General features: G+C 72.0%; 20 protein-coding genes. 13 read left to right on the forward strand and 7 right to left on the reverse strand.

Translation table 11 applies throughout. The features are described from left to right. Window positions 1-141: 141 nt before the first annotated feature. The 11 genes from uvrA (at window position 142) to BN12_RS03105 (ending at window position 13,758) form a co-directional block, all read left to right on the forward strand. Entirely contained in the window at window positions 142-3,147 is a 3,006-nt protein-coding gene (gene uvrA / locus BN12_RS03050) for an excinuclease ABC subunit UvrA (RefSeq protein WP_048549970.1), read from the forward strand. 177 nt (window positions 3,148-3,324) lie between these two features. Next, a complete protein-coding gene (locus tag BN12_RS03055; protein WP_048549971.1) occupies window positions 3,325-3,765 on the forward strand; it encodes a Rieske (2Fe-2S) protein in 441 nt (146 codons plus the stop codon). A 74-nt stretch (window positions 3,766-3,839) separates the two neighbouring features. Then, on the forward strand, window positions 3,840-5,837 hold the full coding sequence (gene uvrC, locus BN12_RS03060) for an excinuclease ABC subunit UvrC (RefSeq protein ID WP_048549972.1): 1,998 nt from the start codon (window positions 3,840-3,842) through the stop codon (window positions 5,835-5,837). Beyond that, on the forward strand, window positions 5,834-6,832 hold the full coding sequence (gene rapZ, locus BN12_RS03065; protein WP_083454372.1) for an RNase adapter RapZ: 999 nt from the start codon (window positions 5,834-5,836) through the stop codon (window positions 6,830-6,832). The genes uvrC and rapZ overlap by 4 nt, the downstream gene beginning before the upstream one ends. Further along, window positions 6,829-7,824 carry a gluconeogenesis factor YvcK family protein gene (locus BN12_RS03070; RefSeq protein ID WP_048549974.1) on the forward strand — a complete coding sequence of 332 codons (996 nt, stop codon included), beginning with the start codon at window positions 6,829-6,831 and terminating at the stop codon, window positions 7,822-7,824. The genes rapZ and BN12_RS03070 overlap by 4 nt, the downstream gene beginning before the upstream one ends. Before the next feature lie 1,042 nt (window positions 7,825-8,866). Next, window positions 8,867-9,847: a DNA-binding protein WhiA gene (gene whiA, locus BN12_RS03080; RefSeq protein WP_048549980.1), complete on the forward strand. Its 981-nt coding sequence runs from the start codon at window positions 8,867-8,869 to the stop codon at window positions 9,845-9,847. A gap of 142 nt (window positions 9,848-9,989) precedes the next feature. Then, window positions 9,990-10,994: a type I glyceraldehyde-3-phosphate dehydrogenase gene (gap, locus tag BN12_RS03085; protein WP_048549983.1), complete on the forward strand. Its 1,005-nt coding sequence runs from the start codon at window positions 9,990-9,992 to the stop codon at window positions 10,992-10,994. 5 nt (window positions 10,995-10,999) lie between these two features. After that, the gene (locus BN12_RS03090; RefSeq protein ID WP_048549985.1) at window positions 11,000-12,205 is read left to right on the forward strand and encodes a phosphoglycerate kinase; all 1,206 of its coding nucleotides are present in this window, start codon (window positions 11,000-11,002) and stop codon (window positions 12,203-12,205) included. 41 nt (window positions 12,206-12,246) lie between these two features. Continuing rightward, window positions 12,247-13,023 (forward strand): triose-phosphate isomerase, encoded by a 777-nt coding sequence (gene tpiA / locus BN12_RS03095; protein ID WP_048555934.1) that lies wholly within the window; start codon window positions 12,247-12,249, stop codon window positions 13,021-13,023. Window positions 13,024-13,127: 104 nt separating this feature from the next. After that, window positions 13,128-13,370, forward strand: a complete 243-nt coding sequence (secG, locus tag BN12_RS03100) for a preprotein translocase subunit SecG (RefSeq protein WP_048549987.1) — start codon at window positions 13,128-13,130, stop codon at window positions 13,368-13,370. A 37-nt stretch (window positions 13,371-13,407) separates the two neighbouring features. Continuing rightward, complete coding sequence (locus BN12_RS03105) at window positions 13,408-13,758, forward strand: RNA polymerase-binding protein RbpA (RefSeq protein ID WP_048549989.1); 351 nt, start codon at window positions 13,408-13,410, stop codon at window positions 13,756-13,758. Window positions 13,759-13,773: 15 nt separating this feature from the next. Here BN12_RS03105 and BN12_RS03110 read toward each other — a convergent pair whose 3' ends face one another. Genes BN12_RS03110 through tkt form a run of 7 tightly spaced genes read right to left on the reverse strand, consistent with a single transcriptional unit; the run spans window position 13,774 to window position 22,838 of the window. Continuing rightward, window positions 13,774-14,286 (reverse strand): DUF3806 domain-containing protein, encoded by a 513-nt coding sequence (locus BN12_RS03110; protein WP_053079934.1) that lies wholly within the window; start codon window positions 14,284-14,286, stop codon window positions 13,774-13,776. A gap of 8 nt (window positions 14,287-14,294) precedes the next feature. Beyond that, window positions 14,295-15,047 (reverse strand): 6-phosphogluconolactonase, encoded by a 753-nt coding sequence (gene pgl, locus BN12_RS03115; protein ID WP_048549992.1) that lies wholly within the window; start codon window positions 15,045-15,047, stop codon window positions 14,295-14,297. Further along, window positions 15,044-16,213 carry a glucose-6-phosphate dehydrogenase assembly protein OpcA gene (locus BN12_RS03120; RefSeq protein ID WP_048555936.1) on the reverse strand — a complete coding sequence of 390 codons (1,170 nt, stop codon included), beginning with the start codon at window positions 16,211-16,213 and terminating at the stop codon, window positions 15,044-15,046. Before BN12_RS03120 ends, pgl begins: the two co-directional genes overlap by 4 nt. Further along, a complete protein-coding gene (zwf, locus tag BN12_RS03125) occupies window positions 16,210-17,754 on the reverse strand; it encodes a glucose-6-phosphate dehydrogenase (RefSeq protein WP_048549994.1) in 1,545 nt (514 codons plus the stop codon). The genes BN12_RS03120 and zwf overlap by 4 nt, the downstream gene beginning before the upstream one ends. A 1-nt stretch (window position 17,755) precedes the next feature. Then, window positions 17,756-19,441 carry a glucose-6-phosphate isomerase gene (locus tag BN12_RS03130; RefSeq protein ID WP_048549996.1) on the reverse strand — a complete coding sequence of 562 codons (1,686 nt, stop codon included), beginning with the start codon at window positions 19,439-19,441 and terminating at the stop codon, window positions 17,756-17,758. Beyond that, window positions 19,438-20,565 (reverse strand): transaldolase, encoded by a 1,128-nt coding sequence (gene tal, locus BN12_RS03135; protein ID WP_048555937.1) that lies wholly within the window; start codon window positions 20,563-20,565, stop codon window positions 19,438-19,440. The genes BN12_RS03130 and tal overlap by 4 nt, the downstream gene beginning before the upstream one ends. 5 nt (window positions 20,566-20,570) lie before the next feature. Continuing rightward, entirely contained in the window at window positions 20,571-22,838 is a 2,268-nt protein-coding gene (gene tkt / locus BN12_RS03140) for a transketolase (protein ID WP_048549998.1), read from the reverse strand. A 233-nt stretch (window positions 22,839-23,071) separates the two neighbouring features. Between tkt and BN12_RS03145 the strand changes: the two genes are divergently transcribed. Continuing rightward, window positions 23,072-24,016: a heme o synthase gene (locus BN12_RS03145; RefSeq protein ID WP_048550000.1), complete on the forward strand. Its 945-nt coding sequence runs from the start codon at window positions 23,072-23,074 to the stop codon at window positions 24,014-24,016. Window positions 24,017-24,023: 7 nt separating this feature from the next. After that, on the forward strand, window positions 24,024-25,223 hold a 1,200-nt coding region (locus BN12_RS03150; protein WP_157635661.1), incomplete at its 3' end, for an acyltransferase family protein.

The raw sequence follows: 25,223 nt of genomic DNA on the forward strand, positions 1-25,223 counted from the left end.
GCCATGGTGCGGGAGGGGTGCGGGGGAAGGCGACCACCTACGGCCGGGGGGTGCGGGGGGCGGAGCCCCCTGCCGGGGGCACCCGGGGGCGGAGCCCCCAGGTGATCCCCGCTGTCGGTGGCGGCACCTAGGCTTGGCAACGTGACTTCTGCGACCCGTCATGTCCCCTCGGCATCGCGTGACCGGCTCGTCGTCCGCGGTGCGCGCGAGCACAACCTCAAGGACCTGTCGGTCGACCTGCCCCGCGACGCGCTCGTCGTCTTCACGGGCCTGTCCGGGTCCGGGAAGTCCTCGCTCGCCTTCGACACGATCTTCGCCGAGGGCCAGCGCCGCTACGTCGAGTCCCTCTCGGCATACGCCCGGCAGTTCCTCGGTCAGATGGACAAGCCGGACGTCGACTTCATCGAGGGGCTCTCGCCGGCCGTGTCGATCGACCAGAAGTCGACGAACCGTAACCCCCGCTCGACCGTCGGCACGATCACCGAGGTCTACGACTACCTCCGGCTGCTGTTCGCCCGGGCAGGGCGTCCGCACTGCCCGGTGTGCGGCGCGCCCATCGCGCGGCAGAGCCCCCAGCAGATCGTCGACCGGCTCCTCGAGCTGCCCGACCGCACCCGGTTCCAGGTCCTCGCACCGGTCGTCCGGGCGCGCAAGGGGGAGTATGTCGACCTCTTCGCCGAGCTCCAGTCGAAGGGCTTCGCCCGGGCCCGGGTCGACGGGGAGGTCGTGACCCTCACCGAGCCCCCGAAGCTCGAGAAGCAGGTCAAGCACTCCATCGAGGTCGTCGTCGACCGGCTCGTCGCGAAGTCGGGTGACCGGGGCGCGAAGCGTCGGCTCACCGACTCGGTCGAGACGGCGCTCGGACTCGCCGGAGGGGTCGTCGTCGTCGAGCTCGTCGACAAGGAGCCCGGCGATCCGGAGCGGGAGCGGCGCTTCTCGGAGCGCATGGCGTGCCCCAACGACCACCCGTTGACCATGGACGAGATCGAGCCGCGGTCCTTCTCGTTCAACTCGCCGTTCGGCGCCTGCCCGGTCTGCACGGGGATCGGCACCGAGCTCGAGGTCGACCCCGAGCTGCTCGTCCCCGACGAGGACCTCACCCTCGCCGAGGGGGCCATCGCGCCGTGGGGGAGCGGGAGCGGGTCGGCGGAGTACTTCCAGCGGGTCATGGCCGCCCTCGGCGAGGATCTCGCGTTCTCGATGGACACGCCGTGGCGGGCCCTTCCGGAGCGGGCCCGGCAGGCGCTGCTCCACGGCCGCAACCACAAGGTCCACGTCCGCTACCGGAACCGGTACGGCCGGGAGCGGTCGTACTCGACGGGCTTCGAGGGCGTCGTGCCGTGGGTCAAGCGACGGCATGCCGAGACCGAGTCGGACTGGAGCCGGGAGCGCTACGAAGGGTACATGCGCGAGGTGCCCTGCCCGGCGTGCCGGGGGACCCGCCTGAAGCCGGAGTCGCTCGCCGTGACGATCGGCAGCCGGTCGATCGCCGAGGTGTGCGCGCTCGACATCCAGCAGACGAAGGACTTCCTCGCGACCGTCGAGCTGACGGCGCGCGAGCGGGCCATCGCCGAGCGCGTCGTCAAGGAGATCGACGCGCGGCTGGGCTTCCTCCTCGACGTGGGCCTCGACTACCTCTCGCTCGACCGACCCGCCGGCACGCTCTCGGGCGGCGAGGCGCAGCGCATCCGGCTCGCGACCCAGATCGGGTCCGGTCTCGTCGGCGTGCTCTACGTCCTCGACGAGCCGAGCATCGGGCTCCACCAGCGCGACAACCACCGGCTCATCGAGACGCTGACCCGGCTCCGCGACCTCGGCAACACCCTCATCGTCGTCGAGCACGACGAGGACACGATCTCGACGGCCGACTGGGTCGTCGACATCGGGCCCGGCGCGGGGGAGCACGGGGGCCAGGTCGTCCACTCCGGGCCCGTCAAGGGTCTCCTCGAGCATGCCGACTCGCTGACCGGCCTCTACCTGTCCGGGCGCCGCGAGATCCCGACACCGCCGGTCCGCCGGCCCCGGGAGGCGGGACGGGCCGTGACGGTCGTCGGCGCCAAGGAGCACAACCTCGACAACGTCACGGTGTCCTTCCCCCTCGGCACGTTCGTCGCCGTGACGGGCGTGTCCGGGTCGGGCAAGTCGACGCTCGTCAACGACATCCTCTACAACGTCCTCGCCAACAAGCTCAACGGCGCCCGGCACGTCCCCGGCCGGCACAAGACGGTCACCGGCCTCGACCAGCTCGACAAGGTCGTCCACGTCGACCAGTCGCCGATCGGGCGGACGCCGCGGTCCAACCCGGCGACCTACACCGGAGTCTTCGACCACATCCGCCGCCTGTTCGCCGAGACGACGGAGGCGAAGATCCGCGGCTACCAGCCCGGCCGGTTCTCCTTCAACGTCAAGGGCGGCCGGTGCGACAACTGCTCGGGCGACGGGACGATCAAGATCGAGATGAACTTCCTCCCCGACGTCTACGTCCCCTGTGAGGTATGCCACGGGGCCCGGTACAACCGCGAGACCCTCGAGGTCCACTTCAAGGGCAGGACGATCGCCGACGTCCTCGACATGCCGATCGAGGAGGCGGCCGAGTTCTTCGCGGCCGTTCCGGCGATCGCCCGGCACATGACGACCCTCAACGACGTCGGCCTCGGCTACGTCCGCCTCGGGCAGCCGGCCCCGACGCTCTCGGGCGGGGAGGCGCAGCGGGTCAAGCTCGCCAGCGAGCTGCAGAAGCGCTCGACGGGGCGCACCGTCTACGTGCTCGACGAGCCGACGACCGGGCTGCACTTCGAGGACATCCGCAAGCTGCTCGGCGTCCTCCAGGGCCTCGTCGACAAGGGCAACACCGTCATCGTCATCGAGCACAACCTCGATGTCATCAAGAACGCCGACTGGGTCATCGACCTCGGGCCCGAGGGCGGCCGGGGCGGCGGCCGGGTCATCGCCGAGGGCACCCCCGAGGAGGTCGCGAGGCTCGAGGACTCGCATACCGGCCGCTTCCTCGCCCCCATCCTCGCCCGGACCGCGCGGACGACGTCACGCACCGGGACCGGTCGCCGGAAGGCGGCGTCCGGCGGCTCCTCGGGTGCGACGCGCGTGCGCAGCACCTCCGCCGCCGCCAAGCGGGCCTGCTCCGCCTAGGGACCGCCCGGAGACGGCCCACCCGACCGGGACCGGCGTCCACGGCTCGTCACATGAACCTCACAGGCCGCTCCTACGTGATGTCGTCATGCTGGTTCGCACCGGGGTCGTGAGCGTCAGCCACGACATCCGGGCCGTGAGCACCACGACCTCGAACGCCGACCACCTGGAGACGTCATGACCGAGAGCACCCCGTTCGTCTGCGGCCGCCGCGCCGCGCTCGTCGCCGCGGGGGTGGTGGGCGTCGGCACGGTCGCCGCCTGCTCCGGGGGTGGGTCCTCGGGCACGGCGTCCGACTCCGGTGGCGGGAGCTCCTCGGCCGCCGCCAGCGGGTCGGCCGTCGGCGCGACGACCGACGTCCCCGTCGGCGGCGGCACGGTCTTCGCCAGCCACGGGGTCGTCGTCACCCAGCCGGAGTCGGGCACCTTCAAGGCGTTCACCGACATCTGCACCCACCAGGGCGGGACGATCAGCGAGGTGGAGGACAAGGTGATGGTCTGCCCCGTCCACGGGAGCGAGTTCAGCATCACCGACGGCTCCGTCGTCCAGGGGCCCGCGACCGAGGCGCTCCCCGAGAAGTCGATCACCGTCAAGGACGGCACGATCACCCTCGCGTGAGAGGCCGACGCGGCCGCCCGACGGGGCACGGTGGGGGGATCCGGGGTGTCGGCGGGCGCGCATAGGGTTGTCGTGTGGCTGACCCGTCGACCTACCGCCCGGCGCCGGGGACGATCCCGGTCGACGCCGGCGTGTACCGGTTCCGCGACAAGGACGGCCGGGTCATCTACGTCGGCAAGGCGAAGTCGCTGCGGCAGCGGCTCTCCTCCTACTTCCAGGACATCTCCGCCCTCCACCCGCGGACGGCGACGATGGTCCGCACCGGCGCGAGCGTCGAGTGGACCGTCGTCACCAACGAGGTCGAGGCCCTCCAGCTCGAGTACAGCTGGATCAAGGAGTTCGACCCCCGCTTCAACGTCAAGTACCGCGACGACAAGTCCTACCCCTACCTCGCGGTGACGATGGGGGAGGAGTTCCCCCGGGCCCAGGTCATGCGCGGCGCCAAGCGCAAGGGCACCCGCTACTTCGGTCCGTATGCCCACGCCTGGGCGATCCGCGAGACCCTCGACCTCCTCCTGCGGGTCTTCCCCATGCGGACGTGCAGCGGCGGCGTCTTCAAACGGGCCGGGCAGGTCGGCCGGCCGTGCCTCCTCGGGTACATCGACAAGTGCTCCGCGCCCTGCGTGGGCCGGGTCAGCGCGGAGGAGCACCGGGCCATCGCGCGCGACTTCTGCGACTTCATGAACGGCGACACCGGCCGGTTCGTCAAGCGGCTCGAGCGGCAGATGAAGGAGGCTGCCGACCAGCTGGAGTTCGAGCAGGCGGCCCGGGTCCGCGACGACCTCGAGGCGCTCCGCAAGGCCCTCGAGCGGTCCGCCGTCGTCCTGCCCGACGGGACCGACGCCGACGTCTTCGCACTCGCCGACGACGACCTCGAGGTGGCCGTGCAGGTGTTCCACGTCCGGGGCGGCCGGGTCCGCGGGCAGCGGGGCTGGGTCGCCGAGAACGCCGAGGCCGAGCCGATGCCCGCCATCGTCGAGCACCTCCTCCAGCAGGTCTACGGCGGAGAGGCGGGGGAGGCCGTGCCGCGCGAGGTGCTCGTCCCCGTCCTTCCCGAGGACGCCGACTCCGTCGAGGCGTGGCTCAGCGCGCTCCGCGGGTCGCGGGTGCACCTGCGCGTGCCCAGCCGGGGGGACAAGCGCACCCTCATGGAGACGGTGCGCCGCAACGCCGACCAGGCCCTCGCCCGCCACAAGGTGGCGCGCGCGGGGGACCTCACGGCCCGCGGGCAGGCGCTGGAGGACCTCCAGGAGCATCTCGAGCTCGGCGACGCGCCGCTGCGCATCGAGTGCTACGACATCAGCCACGTCCAGGGCACCCAGATGGTCGGGTCGATGGTCGTCTTCGAGGACGGCCTGCCGCGCAAGTCGGAGTACCGCCGGTTCGTCATCCGCGGCGACGGCGCGGGGGGCGGCATGGACGACACGTCGGCCATGCACGAGGTCCTCACCCGCCGGTTCCACCGCTACCTCGAGGACCGCGAGCACGCGGCGGACGGCGCGGCGAGCGCCGGGGGTGAGGTGCCGGCCGAGACCGGGCCGGAGCGGATCGACCCGGAGACCGGACGGCCCAGGCGGTTCGCATACCCCCCGAACCTCGTCGTCGTCGACGGCGGCCTCCCGCAGGTCAACGCGGCCGCCACGGCCCTCGCGGAGATCGGTGTCCACGACGTCGCGGTCGTCGGCCTCGCGAAGCGGCTCGAGGAGGTGTGGAAGCCCGGGGAGGAGTTCCCCGTCATCCTCCCGCGGACCAGTGAGGGCCTCTACCTCCTTCAGCGCGTCCGCGACGAGGCGCACCGGTTCGCCATCACCTTCCATCGGCAGCGCCGGAGCAAGGCGATGACGGCCAGCCAGCTCGACGGCATACCGGGGCTCGGCGAGGCGCGGCGCAAGGCGCTCCTGAAGCATTTCGGCTCCCTCAAGCGGATCCGAGCCGCGAGTGTCGAGGATCTCCAGTCCGTCGAGGGCATCGGTCCCGCACTCGCCGCGACGATTGCGGCAGAGTTGTCCACGCAGGAGCGGCCCGAGCCGGCCGTCAACGTGATGACCGGAGAGGTGTTGAGCCAGACGTGACCGATGAGGGCGCGACGTCCCCCGACGCGGCGCGGGCCGGCGGGCCGCCCGGATCCGGCGGGCCGGCCGGATCCGACGCGTCGTCGGGACCCCCCGGACCGGCCGGCTCCGGCGACGGCGAGCGTCCGCCGCGGGAGTTCGTCATCCTCACCGGCATGAGCGGCGCCGGGCGCTCGACCGTCGCGAAGGTCCTCGAGGACACCGGTTGGTTCGTCGTCGACAACCTCCCGCCCCAGCTGCTCGCCCCGATGGCGGAGCTCGCCGTGTCCGGCGGCGACGGCACGAGCGAGCCGCTGCGGATCATGGCCGTCGTCGACGTCCGCAGCGGCGGGTTCTTCGACCAGCTGAGCCAGGCGACCGAGGGCCTCGCGGCCCAGGGCTGGGAGCCGACCGTCGTGTTCCTCGACGCGACCGACGAGGCCCTCGTGCGGCGCTTCGAGAGCGTCCGCCGGCCGCATCCGCTCCAGGGCGACGGCCGGCTCCTCGACGGCATCGCGACCGAGCGCGAGCGCCTCGCCGACCTCCGGGCGGAGGCCGACGTCGTCGTCGACACCTCGGGGTTCAACATCCACCAGCTGGCCCAGAAGGTCCGGCCCATGTTCCCGGGGTCGAGCGGGCCTGCGCTGCGCCTCGCGCTCATGTCGTTCGGCTTCAAGTACGGCGTCCCCCTCGACGCCGACTTCGTCCTCGACCTGCGGTTCCTCCCCAACCCCTTCTGGATCCCCGAGCTGCGACCCCTCACCGGGCAGGACGAGGCCGTGGCGGACTTCGTCTTCAGCCAGCCGGGTGCGACGGAGTTCGTCGACCGCGTCGTCGCTCTCATGGAGCCGGTCACCGAGGGGTACCGCCGCGAGGGACGCCGGTATGCGACGGTGGCCGTCGGCTGCACGGGCGGCAAGCACCGGTCGGTGGCCATGGCCGATCGGCTGGCCGCCGCCCTTGTCGCCCCGACGGTCGAGACGTTCGTCGTCCACCGAGACCTGGGGCGCGAGTGAGCCCCGTCCGCGGCGGGCGCTCCGTCCCGCCGAGAGCCGGCGGCGTCGGGCCGTCCGTCGTCGCTCTCGGCGGCGGTCACGGTCTCGCGGCGTCGCTCGCGGCGCTCCGGCTCGTCACCGAGAACCTCACGGCGGTCGTCACGGTGGCCGACAACGGCGGCTCGAGCGGACGCCTGCGCGACGAGCTCGGCGTCCTGCCACCCGGCGACCTGCGGATGGCGCTCGCCGCGCTGTGCGACGACACCGAGTGGGGGCACACGTGGCGGGACGTGCTCCAGCACCGGTTCGACAGTGCGGGACCGCTCGCCGGCCATGCCCTCGGCAACCTCCTCATCGTCGCGCTGTGGGAGCTCTACGACGACCCCGTCGCCGGCCTCGAGCTCGTCGGTCGGCTCCTCAACGCCCGCGGCCGGGTGCTCCCGATGGCGAGCGTGCCGCTCCAGATCTCCGCCGAGGTGCGTGGGCTCGACCCGGCCGACCCGCGCGCGGTGTCGACGGTCGTCGGGCAGGCCCAGGTCGCGACGACGCGCGGTGAGGTCCTCTCCGTGCGGCTCGACCCGTCGGACCCTCCGGACTGCCCGCCCGCGGTCGCCGCCGTCGAGGACGCCGACTGGGTCGTCCTCGGCCCGGGATCCTGGTTCACCTCGATCATGCCGCACCTGCTCGTCCCCGGCCTGCGCGAGGCGCTCCGCAGCACCGAGGCGCGGCGCATCCTCACCCTCAACGTCGAGCTCGACACCGACGAGACGGCCGGCTTCTCGGCGGTTCGCCACCTCGAGACGCTCGCGATCCACGCCCCGGACGTCGCATACGACATCGTCCTCGCCGACCCGAGCATCGTCGAGGACGAGTCGGGGCTGCGGGCCGCCGCCGAGGGTGTCGGCGCACGCCTCGTCGTCTCACCCGTCGCGAGCCAGGGCCGGCCGGGCACCCACGACTTCCTCCGGCTCGCCGCGGCCTACCGCGACCTCATCGGCCCCGCCCTCGCCTGACGCCACCGCCCCTCCTGCCCGGCCGGGTCGAGGTATGGGGTGCCCGTCTGGTGGTGTCTTCCTACCTCGACTCTGAAGGGCCCGGCTGGGTCGAGGTGCGGGGTGACCTTCTGGTGGGGTCGGCGTACCTCGACCCCGAGAGTCCCGGCCGAGTCGAGGTATGCGGTGACGTTGTGGTGGCGTTGTGGTGGCGTGTTGACGGTCTGGTGGTCACCTTGTACCTCGACTCCGAGGTGCCCCCACCGGGTCGAGGTATGGGGTGACCTTCTGGTGGGGTCGGCGTACCTCGACCCCGAGGGGTCCGGCCGGGTCGAGGTAGGAGTGAGCCGACCGACCGACGACAACCCGGCAGTGGTGGTCCTCGCACGTGCCGAGAAGATGTCGTCCCAGAAGCCGATCGACGACAACAACTCGGCATGTGCGGTGGCGTACGGAGTGGTGACGGTCTGGTGTCACCTTGTACCTCGACTCCGAGGTGCCCCCACTGGGTCGAGGTATGGGATGACCTTCTGGTGGGGTCGGCGTACCTCGACTCCGACGTGCCCGCACTGGGTCGAGGTATGGGGTGACCTTCTGGTGGCGTGTTCCGCACGTGCCGAGTAGATGTCATGCCAGGAGCGGTTCGACGACAACAACTCGGCATGTGCGGTGACCCGTACGGAGTGGTAACGGTCTGGTGGTCACCATGTACCTCGACACCCAGGTGCCCCCACTGGGTCGAGGTATGGGGAGACCGTCCGGTGGTGTCTTCCTACCTCGACTCCGGACGGCCCCCACTGGGTCGAGGTATGGGGAGACCGTCCGGTGGTGTCTTCCTACCTCGACCCCGAGGGGGCCCGGCTGGGTCGAGGTATGGGGTGACCGTCTGGTGGTGTCTTTGTACCTCGACTCCGAACGGGCACGGCCGAGTCGAGGTATGGGGTGACCTTCTGGTGGGGTCGGCGTACCTCGACCCCGAGGGGCCGCGGCCGGGTCGAGGTACGGGAAGCAGGCGGCGGTCACGAGATGAGAGCGGTCCCGGATGGGTGGCAGGATGTCCGGCATGGCGATGACAGCACGAGTGAAGGATGAGCTGAGTCGCTACGAGGTGACCAAGCCGTGCTGCCGGAAGGCAGAGGTGGCGGCGATGATCCGCTTCGCCGGGGGGCTGCACATCATCGGGGGACGCATCGTCGTGGAGGCCGAGCTCGACACCGCCCACTCCGCGCGCAGGCTGCGGCGCAACCTCGCGGAGCTCTACGGCCACCGCTCGGAGGTCCTCGTCCTCGCCGCGGGCGGGTTGCGCAAGGGGAGCCGCTACGTCGTCCGCGTCGTCCAGGACGGCGAGGCGCTGGCCCGCCAGACCGGCCTCATCGACGCCCGTGGGCGACCCGTCCGAGGGCTCCCTCCGAAGGTCGTCGCCGGGGCGGATCACGACGCGGAGGCGGCGTGGCGGGGAGCGTTCCTCGCCCACGGGTCGCTGACCGAGCCGGGGCGTTCCTCGGCCCTCGAGGTCACCTGCCCGGGCCCGGAGGCGGCGCTCGCCCTCGTCGGCGCGGCGCGGCGTCTCGGGATCCAGTCCAAGGCCCGCGAGGTCCGGGGCGTCGACCGGGTCGTCATCCGGGACGGCGACGCCATCGGGGCGATGCTCACTCGCCTCGGCGCCCACGACGCGGTGATGGCCTGGGAGGAGCGGCGGATGCGCCGCGAGGTCCGCGCGACGGCGAACCGGCTCGCCAACTTCGACGACGCGAACCTGCGCCGCTCCGCCCGCGCCGCCGTCGCGGCCGGGGCCCGCGTCCAGCGCGCCCTGGAGATCCTCGGCGACGAGGTGCCCGACCACCTCCGCGAGGCCGGAACCCTCCGGGTGCAGCACAAGCAGGCGAGCCTGGAGGAGCTCGGCCAGCTCGCCGACCCGCCGATGACCAAGGACGCCGTCGCCGGCCGGATCCGCCGGCTCCTCGCGATGGCCGACAAGCGCGCCGGGGACCTCGGCATACCGGGCACGGACGCCAACCTCACCGTCGACATGCTCGACTCCTGACCGAGCGCCGGAGCATCCCCGTGCCCACACGCTGGACCCCTCGGACCCCCGGGGGCCGATTCAATAGGCTGTGAGCGGCACCACAGGGCCAACCCCGGTGGTCCACCCACACGACCCCCTGCCCGAAAGGCTGGATTCCACTGTGACTGTTCGCGTCGGCATCAACGGCTTCGGCCGCATCGGCCGCAACTTCCTCCGCGCCGCCCTCGCCTCCGGCGCCGACGTCGAGTTCGTCGGGGTCAACGACCTCACCGACAACGCGACGCTCGCCCACCTGCTGAAGTACGACTCGATCCTCGGCCGCTTCCCGGGCGAGGTGACCTACGACGAGGAGTCCATCACCGTCGACGGCAAGCGGATCGCCGCGTTCGCCGAGCGCGACCCGGCGAACCTGCCGTGGGGCACCCTCGGCGCCGAGGTCGTCATCGAGTCGACGGGCCTGTTCACCGACGCGACGAAGGCGAAGGTCCACCTCGACTCCGGCGCGAAGAAGGTCGTCATTTCCGCCCCGGCGAAGAACGAGGACATCACGATCGTCATGGGTGTCAACGACGACCGGTACGACCCGGCCGCGCACCACGTGATCTCCAACGCCTCGTGCACGACGAACTGCCTCGCCCCGATGGCCAAGGCGCTCAACGACGGCCTCGGCATCGTCAAGGGCCTGATGACGACGATCCACGCCTACACCCAGGACCAGAACCTCCAGGACGGCCCCCACAAGGATCTCCGACGCAGCCGCGCCGCCGCCCTCAACATGGTGCCGACGACGACGGGTGCCGCGAAGGCCGTCGCGCTCGTCCTGCCCGAGCTCAAGGGCAAGCTCGACGGGTATGCCATGCGCGTTCCGATCCCGACCGGCTCGGCGACCGACCTCACCTTCGACGCGCCCCGCGAGACGACCGTCGAGGAGGTCAACGCGATCGTCAAGGCGGCGGCCGAGGGCCCGCTCAAGGGCTACCTCGTCTACACGGAGGACCCGATCGTCTCCAAGGACATCGAGACCGACCCCGCCTCGTGCATCTTCGACGCCGGCCTCACGAAGGTCATCGGCGACCAGGTCAAGGTCGTCGGCTGGTACGACAACGAGTGGGGCTACAGCAACCGCCTCGTCGACCTCGTCGGTCTCGTCGGCAAGAGCCTCTGACGCCGATGAAGAGCGTGGCCGACCTCGGCTCCCTCGCCGGCAAGCGCGTCCTCGTCAGGTCCGACCTCAACGTCCCCCTCGACGGGACGACGATCACCGACGACGGCCGCATCCGGGCCTCGGTCCCGACCATCGAGGCCCTCTCCGAGGCGGGCGCACGCGTCGTCGTGTGCGCCCACCTCGGGCGGCCCAAGGGCGCCCCGGAGGACCGCTACTCCCTCGCGCCCGTCGCGACGCGGCTCGGTGAGCTCCTCGGCGCCCCCGTCACGTTCGCGACCGACACGGTCGGCGAGAGCGCCGAGGCGGCGGTCGCGGCGATGTCAGACGGTGACGTCGTGCTCCTGGAGAACCTCCGGTTCAACCCGGGGGAGACGAGCAAGGACGAGGCCGAGCGCGGCGCGTTCGCCGACGAGCTCGCCGCCCTCGCCGACGCCTTCGTCTCCGACGGCTTCGGTGTCGTCCACCGCAAGCAGGCGTCGGTCTACGACGTCGCGACGCGGCTGCCGGCCGCCGTCGGCGGGCTCGTCAGCACCGAGGTCGACGTCCTCCGTCGTCTCACCGTCGAGCCCGACCGCCCGTACGCCGTCGTCCTCGGCGGCGCGAAGGTCTCCGACAAGCTCGGCGTCATCGCCAACCTGCTCCGGACCGCCGACCGGCTGCTCATCGGCGGCGGCATGGTCTTCACCTTCCTCAAGGCCCAGGGCCACGAGGTGGGCCGGAGCCTCCTCGAGAGCGACCAGGTGGACACGGTGCGGGGCTACCTCGACGAGGCGAAGGAGCGCGGCGTCGAGATCGTCCTGCCCGTCGACATCGTCGCGGCCACGGAGTTCTCGGCGGACGCCGACCACGAGGTCGTCGCCGCCGACGCGATCCCCGCGGGCCGGATCGGCGTCGACATCGGGCCGGCGTCGGGCGCCCTGTTCGCCGAGCGGCTCGCGGACTGCCGGACGGTGTTCTGGAACGGACCGATGGGGGCCTTCGAGATGGCGCCGTATGCCGAGGGCACGCGGGCCGTCGCCCAGGCCCTCGTCGACGTGACGGCCCGGGGAGCGCTCACCGTCGTCGGCGGTGGCGACTCGGCGGCCGCGGTGCGCCAGCTCGGCTTCGCCGACGACCGGTTCGGCCACATCTCGACCGGCGGCGGCGCGAGCCTGGAGTACCTCGAGGGCAAGCAGCTGCCCGGGCTCACCGTCCTCGACGAGCAGGGCTGACACCCGTGCCGGACACCTCAGCGACGACCCGCACCCCGCTCATGGCGGGCAACTGGAAGATGAACCTCGACCACGTCCAGGCGACCCATCTGGTCCAGAAGCTCGACTGGACGCTCAAGGACGCCAAGCACGACTTCTCGGCCGTCGAGGTCGCCGTCTTCCCGCCGTTCACCGACCTGCGGACCGTGCAGACCCTCGTCGACGGCGACCGGCTGGAGATCCGATACGGCGCGCAGAACCTCTCCGTCCACGACCACGGCGCGTTCACCGGCTCGATCAGCGGCGCGTTCCTCGCCAAGCTCGGCTGTACCTACGTCATCGTCGGGCACAGCGAGCGCCGCGAGTACCACCACGAGACCGACCAGCACGTCGCCGCGAAGCTCGGCGCCGCCTTCCGGCACGGGCTCACGCCGGTGTTCTGCGTCGGCGAGGGCCTCGCGGTCCGCAAGGAGGGCCGACAGGTCGAGCACGTCCTCGAGCAGGTCGAGATCGGGCTCAGCGACGTGACCCAGCAGGAGGCGGCCTCGATCGTCATCGCCTACGAGCCGGTCTGGGCCATCGGCACCGGCGAGGTCGCCACGCCGGCCGACGCGCAGGAGGTGTGTGCCGCGATCCGCCGCCAGCTGGCGACGACCTACGACGAGGAGACCGCCGACGGGGTCCGCATTCTCTACGGCGGCAGCGTCAAGGCGGGCAACGTCGCGGCCATCATGGCCGAGCCAGACGTCGACGGCGCCCTCGTCGGCGGAGCGTCCATCGATGCGAGCGAGTTCGCGGCCATCTGCCGGTACCGGCAGCACCTCGGGGCCGCGTCGTAGGGGCTGCGGCGGACAGCGGTTAGACTCGGTGGCCAAGCGCATCCGTCCGCCGCCGGACGCCGCGCCGCAAACGCCCTGACGTCGAACGCCCTCTAAGGAATCGCGTGGAAGCCGTACGCATCGGACTGCAGGTCCTGCTCGTCATCGGCGGGCTCTTCCTGACCCTGCTCATCCTCCTCCACAAGGGCAAGGGCGGTGGCCTCTCCGACATGTTCGGCGGCGGCATGTCCTCCACCCTCGGCGGCTCGTCCGTCGCGGAGCGCAACCTCGACCGCTTCACCATCGGGGTGGCCCTCGTCTGGTTCACCTGCGTCGTCGGCATCGGCGTCCTCGACCGCTTCATGTGACAGTCCTTCCCCCACGGCAGAGCAGGAGACACAGGAGATGGCAGGCGGCAATGCGATCCGGGGCAGCCGGGTCGGCGCAGGTCCCATGGGCGAGGCCGAGCGCGGCGAGGCCGCTCCTCGCGTCTTCGTCTCCTACTGGTGCTCCAACGGGCACCAGACGCGTCCGAGCTTCGCGCAGGAGGCCGGGTCGGCCGTGCCGGAGACGTGGGACTGCCCCCGCTGCGGCCTGCCGGCCGGGCAGGATCGCGACAACCCGCCCGCACCGCCGAAGGTCGAGCCGTACAAGACGCACCTGGCCTACGTGAAGGAGCGGCGCTCCGGCGCCGACGGCCAGGCGATCCTCGACGAGGCCCTCGCCGCGCTGCGCGAGCGCGGACTCATCACCTGACCGGGCCCGGCCACCTCAGCCGGTGCCGAGCCGGATGAGGTGACCGACGACGCCGGGGACCCACCCGGTCTGGCCGCTGAGCCACCGGGTCGCGACGATGTTCGTCGGGATGAGCGTCGTGCCGCGCCGCCGGGCGACGACCCCGAGGTCGGTGCCGAAGACGTCCGTGACGAGGGCCCAGTCCATCCGGGCGTGACGGACGAGGTGCTCCCCGATGGCGAGGCCGATCGTCTCGACGACGACGTCGCCGTCCGCTCCGGTCGCCCGGGCCCTGTCGTATGCCGCTCCGAGGGCGGCGAGGTCGTCGACGTCGACGCCGTCGCCCTCGAGGCGTTGCAGCGCCGCGTCGATCCGGGCCCGTTCGCTGTCCCCGATCGGTGCCGTGTCGGGCCGCTGCGGGCGACCGTCGTCCTCCACGTCGCCGGCGAACGCCGAGGAGGTGGTGTCCTCCGCCAGCGTCGTCAGCGGGCTCGGGGACTCGGCTGCCGTGCGGTCGCCGCCACCTCGCCGCCGTGAGAAGAGAGCCATCGGCGTGCTCAGCCCGCGTCCTGGGCGCCGGGCAGCCGGCTCGCCGCGTCGGTGTCGAGGAGCCACAGCGTCTCGGCCTCGCCCTTGACCGCCGACGCCGGCACGTCCCACCGATCGGCGGACGGGTCGAGCGCCTTCGCGACGGCGTCGGCCTTGTCCGCGCCGGCGACGAGGAACCACACGCGCCGGGAGTGCTCGAGGGCCTCGAAGGTCAGCGACACCCGATCCGGGGGAGGCTTCGGGGAGTCGTGGACCGCGATCGCGATGGCGTCCGTCGTCCGCTGCGCCGGGTGATGGGGGAAGAGGGATGCGATGTGCGCGTCCGGCCCGACGCCGAGGAGCATGACGTCGAAGTCTCCCGCACCGGACGCCCGGACGTCCGCGGCATACGCCTCCGCGCTCGCCTCCGCCGAGGCGCTCCGGTCCGGCCCCGCCACGGCATGGACGTTCTGCGCGGGGATCGGCACATGGTCGAGGAGGGCCTCGGCGTTCTGGGTCTCGTTGCGCTCGCCGTCGCCGGCGGGGAGGTACCGCTCGTCACCCCACCACACGTGGACGGTCGACCAGTCGACGGCCGAGCTGCCCGGTGTCGTGAGGACCGAGGCGAGGATGGCCGAGCCCATCGAGCCGCCGGTGAGGCAGAGATGGACCTCCGGACGGACGGACTGGGCGTCGATGATCGCCGTGACGAGCCGGGCCGCCGAGGCGTCCGCGAGGGACTGCTTGTCGGGGTGGACGACGATACGGGGCGCTGCGGTCATGAGGGTCCCTTCCTCCGGCGACGGCTGGATGTCGTGGTGGCGCCGTCCGGCGCGAGGCGTCGGCGGGTCTCGGCCTTCACCTCGTCGGGGTCGGACGGCGGCGCGGCGGGCTCGGGGCGGCTCTCCATGGCGGCACGGGACACCCGGGCGGCGGCGCGGTGCAGCCGCTTGATGTCCTGCTCGGCCTCCTTCGGCGACGGCGCATCGCCCCGGGCGACGGCCTTGCTCGCCGTGAGAGTGCGGGGCTGGGTGACCCGCTGCATACCGCGGACGAGGGCATCGGCATACACCTCGTCGGGGTCGAGGCGGCGCAGCTCGTCGGCGAGGCACTCGGCGTCGCTGCGGTGCGGCAGCGAGAGCGTCCGCTCGGGCTGACCGACCTGCGACAGCGTCGCGACGTTGCCGTCGGGCGGCCGGACGAGGTCGACGTCACCGCTGCGCCGCACGAGGCGGACGCCGATGAGGCCCGTGCCGCTCCGGGAGCGCGCGAGGGTGACGGGGCACCGGAGCCGTCCACCGAGCCACGCTCCGAGCAGGTCGACCGAGGCGCTGTCCGGGGCTCCGGTCACCGTGACCGCGGTGACCGGCTCGTAGGGCGCCTGGTCGAGAGCGGCGGCCAGCAGCCCGCGCCACAGGGTGATCCGCGTCCACGCGAGATCGGTGTCTCCCGGGGTGTAGCTCGCGGCCAGCCTGCGCAGGGCCGGCTTCGGCTTGCTCGTCGACGCCGCGAGGTCGGTGATGCGTCGGGATGCCATCTCGCCGATCGGGTCCTTCGAGGGGTCCGGGGGGACCCACGTCGGCCACCACGCGACGATGGGGGAGTCGGCGAGCAGCAGCGGCGTGACGACCGAGCGGCCGTGGCCCGTCAGCGCGCCGTAGAGCCGCATGACGACGACCTCGCTGGCACCGGCGTCCCCGCCGACGCGGATCTGGGCGTCGAGCCGGGCCGTGCCGCGCCTGTTGCCGGCCGCGACGACGACGATGCGGCAGGGATGCTGGTGGCTCGCGAGGTTCGCCGTCTCCACCGCCGCCTCGACGTCGGTCTCGTCGACCGCGACGACGAGGGTGAGGACCCGACTGAGCGCCATCGCGCCGACGTCGTCCCGGAGGCGCACGAGCTTCTTGGAGACCTCCGCGGTCGTCGTGTTCGGCAGGTCGACGATCACGGGATCCTCCATTCGCGCCCGTCGCGAGCCATCAGCTCGTCGGCGCAGCGCGGCCCCCAGCCCCCGGAGGCGTACTGGTCGAGCCGACGGCTCTGCCGGGCCCAGTAGTCCTCGATGGGGTCGAGGATCTGCCAGGACAGCTCGACCTCCTCGTGGCGGGGGAAGAGGGGCGGCTCTCCGAGGAGCACGTCGAGGATGAGGCGCTCGTATGCCTCGGGGCTGGACTCGGTGAACGCGCGGCCGTAGCCGAAGTCCATCGTGACGTCCCGGACCTCCATCTGGTTGCCGGGGACCTTGCTGCCGAAGCGGATCGTCACGCCCTCGTCGGGCTGGACCCGGATGACGATGGCGTTCTGGCCGAGCTCCTCGGTCGCCGTGTCGTTGAAGGGCAGGTGCGGTGCCCTCTTGAGGACGACGGCGATCTCGGTGACCCGTTTGCCGAGCCGCTTGCCGGTCCGCAGGTAGAAGGGGACCCCGGCCCAGCGGCGCGTGTCGATCTCGAGCCGCACCGCCGCATACGTCTCGGTCGTCGAGCCCGACGCCACCCCCTTCTCCTGGAGGTACCCGACGACCTGCTCGCCGCCCTGCCAACCCTCGGCGTACTGGCCCCGAGCCGTCGCCCGCGCGAGATCCTTGGGGATGCGGACGGCCGAGAGGACCTTCTCCTTCTCGGCGCGCAGGTGGTCGGCGCGGAAGGAGACCGGCTCCTCCATGGCGGTCAGCGCGAGGAGCTGGAGCAGGTGGTTCTGGATGACGTCACGCGCGGCGCCGATGCCGTCGTAGTAGCCGGCACGCCCGCCGATGCCGATGTCCTCGGCCATCGTGATCTGGACGTGGTCGACGTAGTTGGCGTTCCAGATCGGCTCGAACATCTGGTTGGCGAAGCGGAGCGCGAGGAGGTTCTGGACCGTCTCCTTGCCGAGGTAGTGGTCGATCCGGAAGACGGCGTCGGGCGGGAACACCCCTTCGACGACGGCATTGAGCTGCCGGGCGCTGGCCAGGTCGTGCCCGAAGGGCTTCTCGATGACGACCCGCCGCCAGGAGCCGCGCGAGGGCTCGCTGAGGCCGGACCGCTGGAGCTGCTCGCAGACCGTCGAGAACGAGCCCGGCGGGATGGACAGGTAGAAGGCGTGGTTGCCTCCCGTGCCGCGGCTCGCGTCGAGGTCGGCGACGGTCTCGGCGAGCAGGTCGAAGGCGGCGGGGTCGTCGAAGGTCCCGGGAACGAACCGGAAACCCTCGGCGAGGTTGCGCCACACCTCCTCCCGGAACGGCGTCCGCGCGTGGGCCTTGACGGCGTCGTGGACGATCTTGCCGAAGTCCTGCTCCGACCAGTCCCGCCGGGCGAAGCCCACGAGGGAGAACCCGGGAGGCAGGAGCCCGCGGTTGGCCAGGTCGTAGATGGCCGGCATGAGCTTCTTCGTCGCGAGGTCGCCCGTCACGCCGAACATCACGAGGCCGCAGGGGCCGGCGATCTTGGGCAGGCGCTTGTCGCGAGGGTCGCGGAGCGGGTTGTGCTGGCGCGAGACCTGGGCCGGGCTCATGTCATCCGCCCTTGCTCGCGAGGGCCGCGGCGACCTGGCGCAGGCCTCGGTCGTGGGAGCGCAGGTGGAGCCGGAGGACGGGGCGGCCGCGATCGGCGAGGACCTGCGCGTCACCGGCCGCCTGGGCGGCGATGAGCCGGCCGAAGGTGAGGGTCCCGCCGGGAACGGCGAGATCCTCCTGGGGCTCGGCCGTCACCTGGACGAACACGCCGTTCGGCGGGCCGCCCTTGTGGTACTGGCCCGTCGAGTGGAGGAACCGCGGCCCCCAGCCGAAGGTCGCCGGGCGCCCGGTCCGCTCGAAGAGCCGTCGCGCCACCTCCTCGACGTCGGCGTCCCGCTGCCGGTCGAGGTATGCCGTGACGGCCACGTAGCCGTCGTCACCGAGCTCGTCGAGCAAGGCGGTGACGGCATTGGGAAGGGTCCGGGCGTCGCCCAGCCACGGGCCGCCGACGGCGCGCACCTCGACGGACCCGTCGACGAGGTCGGGCTCGCCGGCCTCCTCCGCGGACGACTCGAGGAGCCGCCGGGCGGCGGCCTTCGCGCTCTCGACGTCGGGCTGGTCGAACGGGTTGACCCCGAGGAGTCGTCCGGCGACGGCGGTCGCGACCTCCCAGAGGAGGAACTGGGCGCCGAGGGGGCCGGACACGCGGACCATGGACCCGGCCGTCGGGGGCTCGATCTCGGCGGGGCCGGGACGGTCGGCGGCCACCGAGTCGGGATGGCGCAGCTCGTCGGGGACGAAGCCGGGCCGGTCGTGGGACGACGACACGAGGCGGATCACCGTCGCGTCGTCGTAGGTGTGGGCGGGCGCGGGTCCGTCGGCGACGACCGGGAGGATCCCCTTCCCGTCCTTGCCCGTCGACTCGGCGATGAGCTGCTCGGCCCACGCGCCGAAGCCGATGTTCTCCGAGCCGTCGGCGACGAGGACCGCCTTGTCCCGCAACGGATCGGTGCCCGCGAGCGTCGCCGCGAGACGCAGGCCGGGATTGCCGTCGTCGTCGGCGGCGAGCACGTCGGCGACCGCCTCGGCATCGTCGAGGAGCGCCTCCACGTCGACGCCCGCGAGGCCGGCCGGCACGAGGCCGAACGCGGTGAGGGCCGAGTAACGGCCACCGACATCGGGGTCGGCCGCGACGACCCGGTAGCCGCTGGCGCGGGCCAGCTCCTCCAGGGGGCTCCCCGGGTCGGTGACGACGACGATCCGTGACGTCGGGTCGATGCCCGCCTCGGCGAAGGCCTCGACGAACGCCCGGCGCTGGCAGTCGGTCTCGACCGTCGACCCGGACTTGCTCGACACGACGACGACGGTGTGCCTCAGGTCGTGCAGCGCCGACCGGACGGCGTCCGGGTGGCTGGAGTCGAGGACGACGAGCGGCATACCGGCCGTCGCGCAGATGACCTCCGGCGCGAGCGAGCTGCCGCCCATCCCGCAGAGCACCACCCGGGAGACCCCGTCGTCGGCGAGGCGCGAGCGCAGCGCGGCGATCTCGCCGACGAGGGGCCGGGACGAGCGGGGGAGCCCGACCCAGCCCAGGCGCCGCTCGGCCTCCGGCTCCGCGGCCGGACCCCACAGGGTGGGGTCCGCACCGAACAGCCGGCTCGCCACGCGGTCCTCCACGAGCGTCGGCACGACGCTCGCGATCGCGGCCGCGGCGTCACCCTCGGCCGTGACCTCCAGACTGCTCAAGCGGAGGCCTTCTCCAACTCGGCCTGCACGCCGGCGAGAAGCTGTCCCCACGACGTCTCGAACTTCTCGACGCCCTCGTCCTCGAGGACCTGGACGACGTCGGAGTAGGAGATGCCGACCCGCGCGAGCTCGTCGAGGACGGCGGCGGCGTCGGCGTAGTGCGACGTCACGGCGTCCGCGACGATCGTCCCGTGGTCGGCGACCGCCGCGAGGGTCTTCTCCGGCATCGTGTTGACGGTGTTCGAGGCGACGAGCTCGTCGACGTACATCGTGTCGCTGTAGTCGGGGTTCTTCACGCCCGTCGACGCCCAGAGCGGCCGCTGCTTGAAGGCACCGGCCTCCTCGAGGGTCTGCCACCGCGGGGTGCTGAAGACCTCCTCGTACGCCTGGTAGGCCAGCTGGGCGTTGGCGACGCCCGCCTTGCCCTTGAGCGCCTTGGCCTCGTCGGTGCCGACGGCGTCGAGTCGCTTGTCGATCTCGGTGTCGACGCGGGAGACGAAGAAGGAGGCGACCGACGTCGTGTGCGCGATGTCCTTGCCGGCGGCCCTGGCCTGCTCGATGCCCTCGAGGTAGGCGTTCATGACGGCGCGGTACCGGTCGAGGGAGAAGATGAGCGTCACGTTGACGCTGATCCCCTCGGCGAGGACGGCCGTGATCGCCGGGAGGCCGGCGACGGTCGCCGGGATCTTCACCATGACGTTGGGCCGGTCCACCGCCTCCCGGAGGGCCTTGGCCTGCTCGACCGTCTTCTCCGTGTCGTGCGCGAGTCGCGGGTCGACCTCGATGGAGACCCGGCCGTCCTTGCCGTCCGTCGCGTCGTAGATGGGCCGGAAGACGTCGCAGGCGTCGCGGACGTCCTGGGTGGTCAGGGCGAAGACGGCCTCGTCGACCGTCCTGCCGGCGGCGGCGAGCTCGGCGACCTGGCCGTCGTAGGCGTGCCCCTGGGAGAGGGCCTGCTGGAAGATCGTCGGGTTCGTCGTCACGCCGACGACGCCCTGGTGCTCCATGATGTCCTTGAGGTTGCCGGACGTCAGCCGCTCACGGGACAGGTCGTCGAGCCAGACCGAGACGCCGGCCTCGGCGAGCTGATGGACGGCGTTCTGCTTCTGCTCGGTGTCACTCATGGTGATCACTTTCCCTTCGTCGCCGCGGCCTTCCGCGGCGTCTTCTCGGTCGGATGGCTGTCGGTGAGGGCGCTCGACGGCGCGGGGATCCTCGGGACTGCGTCGCCGGAGGCCGCGGCCTTGAGGCTGCGCTTGGCGGCGGCGACGACGGCGGCCGGGGTGAAGCCGAACTTCTCGAAGAGCAACGACCCGGCGGCGGATGCGCCGAAGTGGTTGATGGCCACGATCTCGCCGGCGTCGCCGACGATGTCGCGCCAACCCTGGGGGATCCCCGCCTCGACGCTCACGCGCGCCCGGGCCGACGTCGGCAGCACCTTCTCCTGATACCCCTTGGACTGGCGCTGGAACCATTCGAGGCTCGGCATCGAGACGACGCGCGTGCCGATGCCGGAGCGTTCGAGCCGCTCCCGGGCCGCGACGGCGATGGACACCTCGGACCCCGTCGCGACGATGATGACGTCGGGCGTCGCCGTGCTGGAGTCGTAGAGGACGTAGGCGCCCTTGGCCGCACCCCTCGCGCTGGCCGCCTTGCCCGGGCCACGGCCCCGCTCGACGATCGGCAGGTTCTGCCGGGTGAGGATGAGGCCGGCCGGCCGCGCGTTGCGCAGGATCGTCGCCCAGGCCACGGCCGTCTCGTTGGCGTCGGCGGGCCGCACGACGTCGAACGCGGGGATGGCCCGCAGCGCGGCGAGGTGCTCGATGGGCTGATGGGTCGGGCCGTCCTCGCCGAGGCCGATCGAGTCGTGCGTCCACACGAAGGTGACCGGGATCTCCTGGATCGCCGCGAGCCGCACCGCCGGCCGCATGTAGTCGGAGAAGACGAGGAACGTGCCGCCGTACGGCCGGGTGAGGCCCTCGAGGGCGATGCCGTTGAGGATGAGTCCCATGCCGAACTCGCGGATGCCGAAGTGGAGCGTCCGCCCGTAGGGGCCGCCCTTCCACTCCCGCGTCTGCTTGCCGGTCGGGATGAACGACGGCTGGCCGTCCATCGTCGTGTTGTTCGACTCGGCGAGGTCTGCCGAGCCGCCCCACAGCTCGGGCACGACGTCGGCGAGGGCCGTGAGGATCTTCCCGGAGGCGGCTCGGGTGGCGATGCCCTTCGGGTCGGCGGCGAAGGTCGGCAGGGCCTTGTCCAGGTCGTCGGGCAGGGCGCCGGCGAGCAGCCGGTCGAGGAGCGCGGCGCGGTCCGGGTTCGCCTTGCGCCACGCCTTGTAGCCCTTGTCCCAGTCCTTGTGGAGCGCCTTCCCGCGGGCCTTGACCTTGCGGGCGTGGGTGATGACGTCGCGGCTCACCTCGAAGGACTTCCTCGGGTCGAAGCCGAGGAGGTCCTTCGTGGCGGCGATCTCGTCGGCCCCGAGCGCGGAGCCGTGCGACTTGCCGGTGTCCTGCTTGGTCGGGGCGGGCCAGGCGATGATCGTCCGGAGGACGACGAGGGTGGGCCTGCTGGAGCTGCGGCTGCGCTGGAGCGCGTCGAGGAGCGCGTCGACGTCCTCGACGTATGCCGTGCCGTCGCCGTCCTTGCGCCAGTCGACGACCTCCGTCGTCCAGCCGTACGCCTCGTACCGGGCCGCGACGTCCTCGGAGAAGGAGATGTTCGTCTTGTCCTCGATGGAGATGGTGTTCTGGTCGTAGACGACGGTGAGGTTGCCGAGCTCCTGGTGCCCCGCGAGGGCCGAGGCCTCGTGCGAGACACCCTCCATGATGTCGCCGTCGGAGGCGAACACCCAGATGTGGTGGTCGAACGGGCTCTTGCCCGCAGCGGCGTCCGGGTCGAAGAGCCCGCGCTGCCGGCGCTGGGCCATCGCCATGCCGACGGCCGAGGCGAGACCCGAGCCGAGCGGGCCCGTCGTGATCTCGACGCCGGTCGTGTGGTGGACCTCCGGGTGGCCGGGGGTCAGCGAGCCCCACGTGCGCAGCGCCTCGAGGTCGCTCTTCTCGAGGCCGTATCCGGACAGGTAGAGCTGGATGTACTGGGTGAGGCTGGAGTGACCGCACGACAGGACGAACCGGTCACGGCCGAGCCAGGCCGGGTCGGAGGGGTCGTGGCGCATGACGTTCTGGTAGAGGAGGTACGCCGCGGGCGCGAGGCTCATCGCCGTCCCCGGGTGGCCGTTGCCCGTCTTCTGGACAGCGTCGGCCGCGAGGATCCGCACGGTGTCGACGGCCCGGACGTCGAGAGGTGTCCACCCGGCCTTCTTCGCGACGGGGAGCGGCAGGTCCGGAGAACGGCCGGCGAGCGGGTTCTTGACGGACGAGCGAGCGGTGGGTGACATCGAGGCCTCTTTCGTGGGCGAGACGGCGCGGTCGGACCATTCGGGGGGCAACGCAGATCGACACGAAGCCTAGTCCCCGGTGTGATCCGCGTCGCAACGCGTCCGGTCCGCAGGCACCCGTGTGGTCCGGGTGCTTCGGCGTCGTCGAGGCGACGTGGTGGCGCCCTCGATCATCCAGGGCCGGGGGATAGACTCGGTCCGGTCTGCCCATTCGCCCGACGTGTTAGGAAGCTGTGGCCACTGTCGAGACGACCTCCTCGGTCGCGGCCTCCGCCGTCGGCGGCTGGCGGCGCAAGGTCTCGGCATACGTCTCGCTCACCAAGCCGCGCATCATCGAGCTGCTGCTCGTCACGACGGTGCCGGTCATGTTCCTCGCCCAGGGGGGCGTCCCCGACCTGTGGCTCGTCCTCGCGACGTTCGTCGGCGGCACGCTGAGCGCCGGCGGCGCCAACGCCTTCAACTGCTGGTACGACCGGGACATCGACGCGAAGATGCACCGCACGAGCGCCCGCCCGCTCGTGACCGGCGAGGTCTCGCCGCGGGCCGCCGTCGTCTTCGCCTCGGCCCTCACCGTCCTCTCGACGCTCTGGCTGTGGGTCCTCGTCAACCCCGCCGCGTCGGTGCTCGCCCTGTCCGGGCTCGTCCTCTACGTCGTCGGCTACACGATGCTGCTCAAGCGCCGCACGACGCAGAACATCGTGTGGGGCGGCGCGGCCGGCTGTATGCCGGTGCTCGTCGGCTGGGCCGCCGTCACCGGTGACGTCGGCTGGCCCGCGATCCTCCTCTTCCTCGTCGTGTTCCTCTGGACGCCGCCGCACTACTGGCCGTTGTCCATGCGGTTCAAGGAGGACTACGCCGCGGCCGAGGTGCCGATGCTCCCCGTGCGCGCCGACATCGTCGTCGTCGCCCGGCAGGTCGTCGTCTACTCCTGGGGCATGCTCGCCGCGAGCCTCGCCCTCGTGCCGGTCGCGGGCATGGGCTGGATCTACACCGTCGCCGCCGTCGTGTCGGGTGGCATGTTCGTCGCCGAGGCGCATCGGCTCCTGCGCGCCGCGAAGGCGGGTGCCGCCCAGCGGGTGCTCCGGCCGATGCGGCTGTTCCACTTCTCCATCACCTACATCACGGTGCTCTTCCTGGCCGTCGCGATCGACCCGCTGCTGCACCTGTCGCTGCGCTGAGGTGTCGATGGGTGCGCCGGAGACGTTCCGGGGCGACGTGCAGGGACTGCGCGGCGTCGCCGTGCTGCTCGTCCTCGTCGGTCATGCCGGCCTCCTCGGCTTGACCGGGGGCTACGTCGGCGTCGACGTGTTCTTCGTCATCTCCGGCTTCCTCATCACGGGGATCATGGTGAGGGACGTCGAGCGGCACGGCACGGTTCGCCTGGGAACCTTCTACGCGCGCCGCGCCCGTCGGATCCTGCCCGCCGCGACCGCGACCCTCGTCCTCACCGCCGCCGCGAGCTGCCTCGTCTACACGACGGGGCACCTGCTCAGCGCCCTGCGCGACGTGACGTGGGCGGCGCTCTTTGCGGCGAACGTCAACTACGCCCGCGCCGGGACGGGCTACTTCGCGACCTCCGACTTCGTCTCGCCGGTGCAGCACTTCTGGTCCCTCGGGGTCGAGGAGCAGTTCTACCTCCTCTGGCCGGCCCTCCTCGCCCTCCTCGCGGTCGCCGGGACCAGGCATACCCGCCGCTGGGCGCTGCTCGCGGTGACGGCCCTCACGACGGCCTCCTTCGCCTGGTCCCTGTGGGACACCGTCCACCACTCCCGGGCTGCCTATTTCTCGACCTTCACCCGAGGCTGGGAGCTCGGGGTGGGCGCTCTCCTCGCCCTGGCCGCCGGCCACCTGCACCGGATCCCTCCGGTCCTGCGGTCGGCGGCGACGTGGCTCGGACTCGGACTGGTCGCGACGGCGAGCCTCGCGTACACCGAGGCGACCGCGTTCCCCGGCTGGCACGCGACCCTCCCCGTCGCCGGGTCCGCGCTCGTCCTCGCGGGCGGTGTGGGTCGACCCCGGGGCTCGGCAGGACTCGTCCTCGACCGCGGGCCGATGCGCGTCGTCGGCGACATCTCCTACTCCCTCTACCTCGTCCACTGGCCCCTCCTCATCCTCCCGGCGGCCTACCTCGGCCGGGTTCTGACCACCTCGGAACGGGGTCTGCTCGTCCTGCTCGCGCTGCCCGCGGCCTGGCTCTCCCACCGGTATGTCGAGACACCGCTGCGTCACCCCCGGGCGGCCCGGCCGAGGACGAGCCGGTCGCTCCTGCTGTGGCCCGCCGCACCGGCCGCCGTCCTCGCCGTGGCGTTCGGCCTCGGGTCGTATGCGACGGCCGTCGCCGACGTGCCGGCCCGCACGGTGGAGTCCGCGCCGGCCGGGCCCGCT

It is taken from the genome of Nostocoides japonicum T1-X7 (assembly GCF_001046855.1).
Lineage (GTDB): Bacteria > Actinomycetota > Actinomycetes > Actinomycetales > Dermatophilaceae > Nostocoides > Nostocoides japonicum.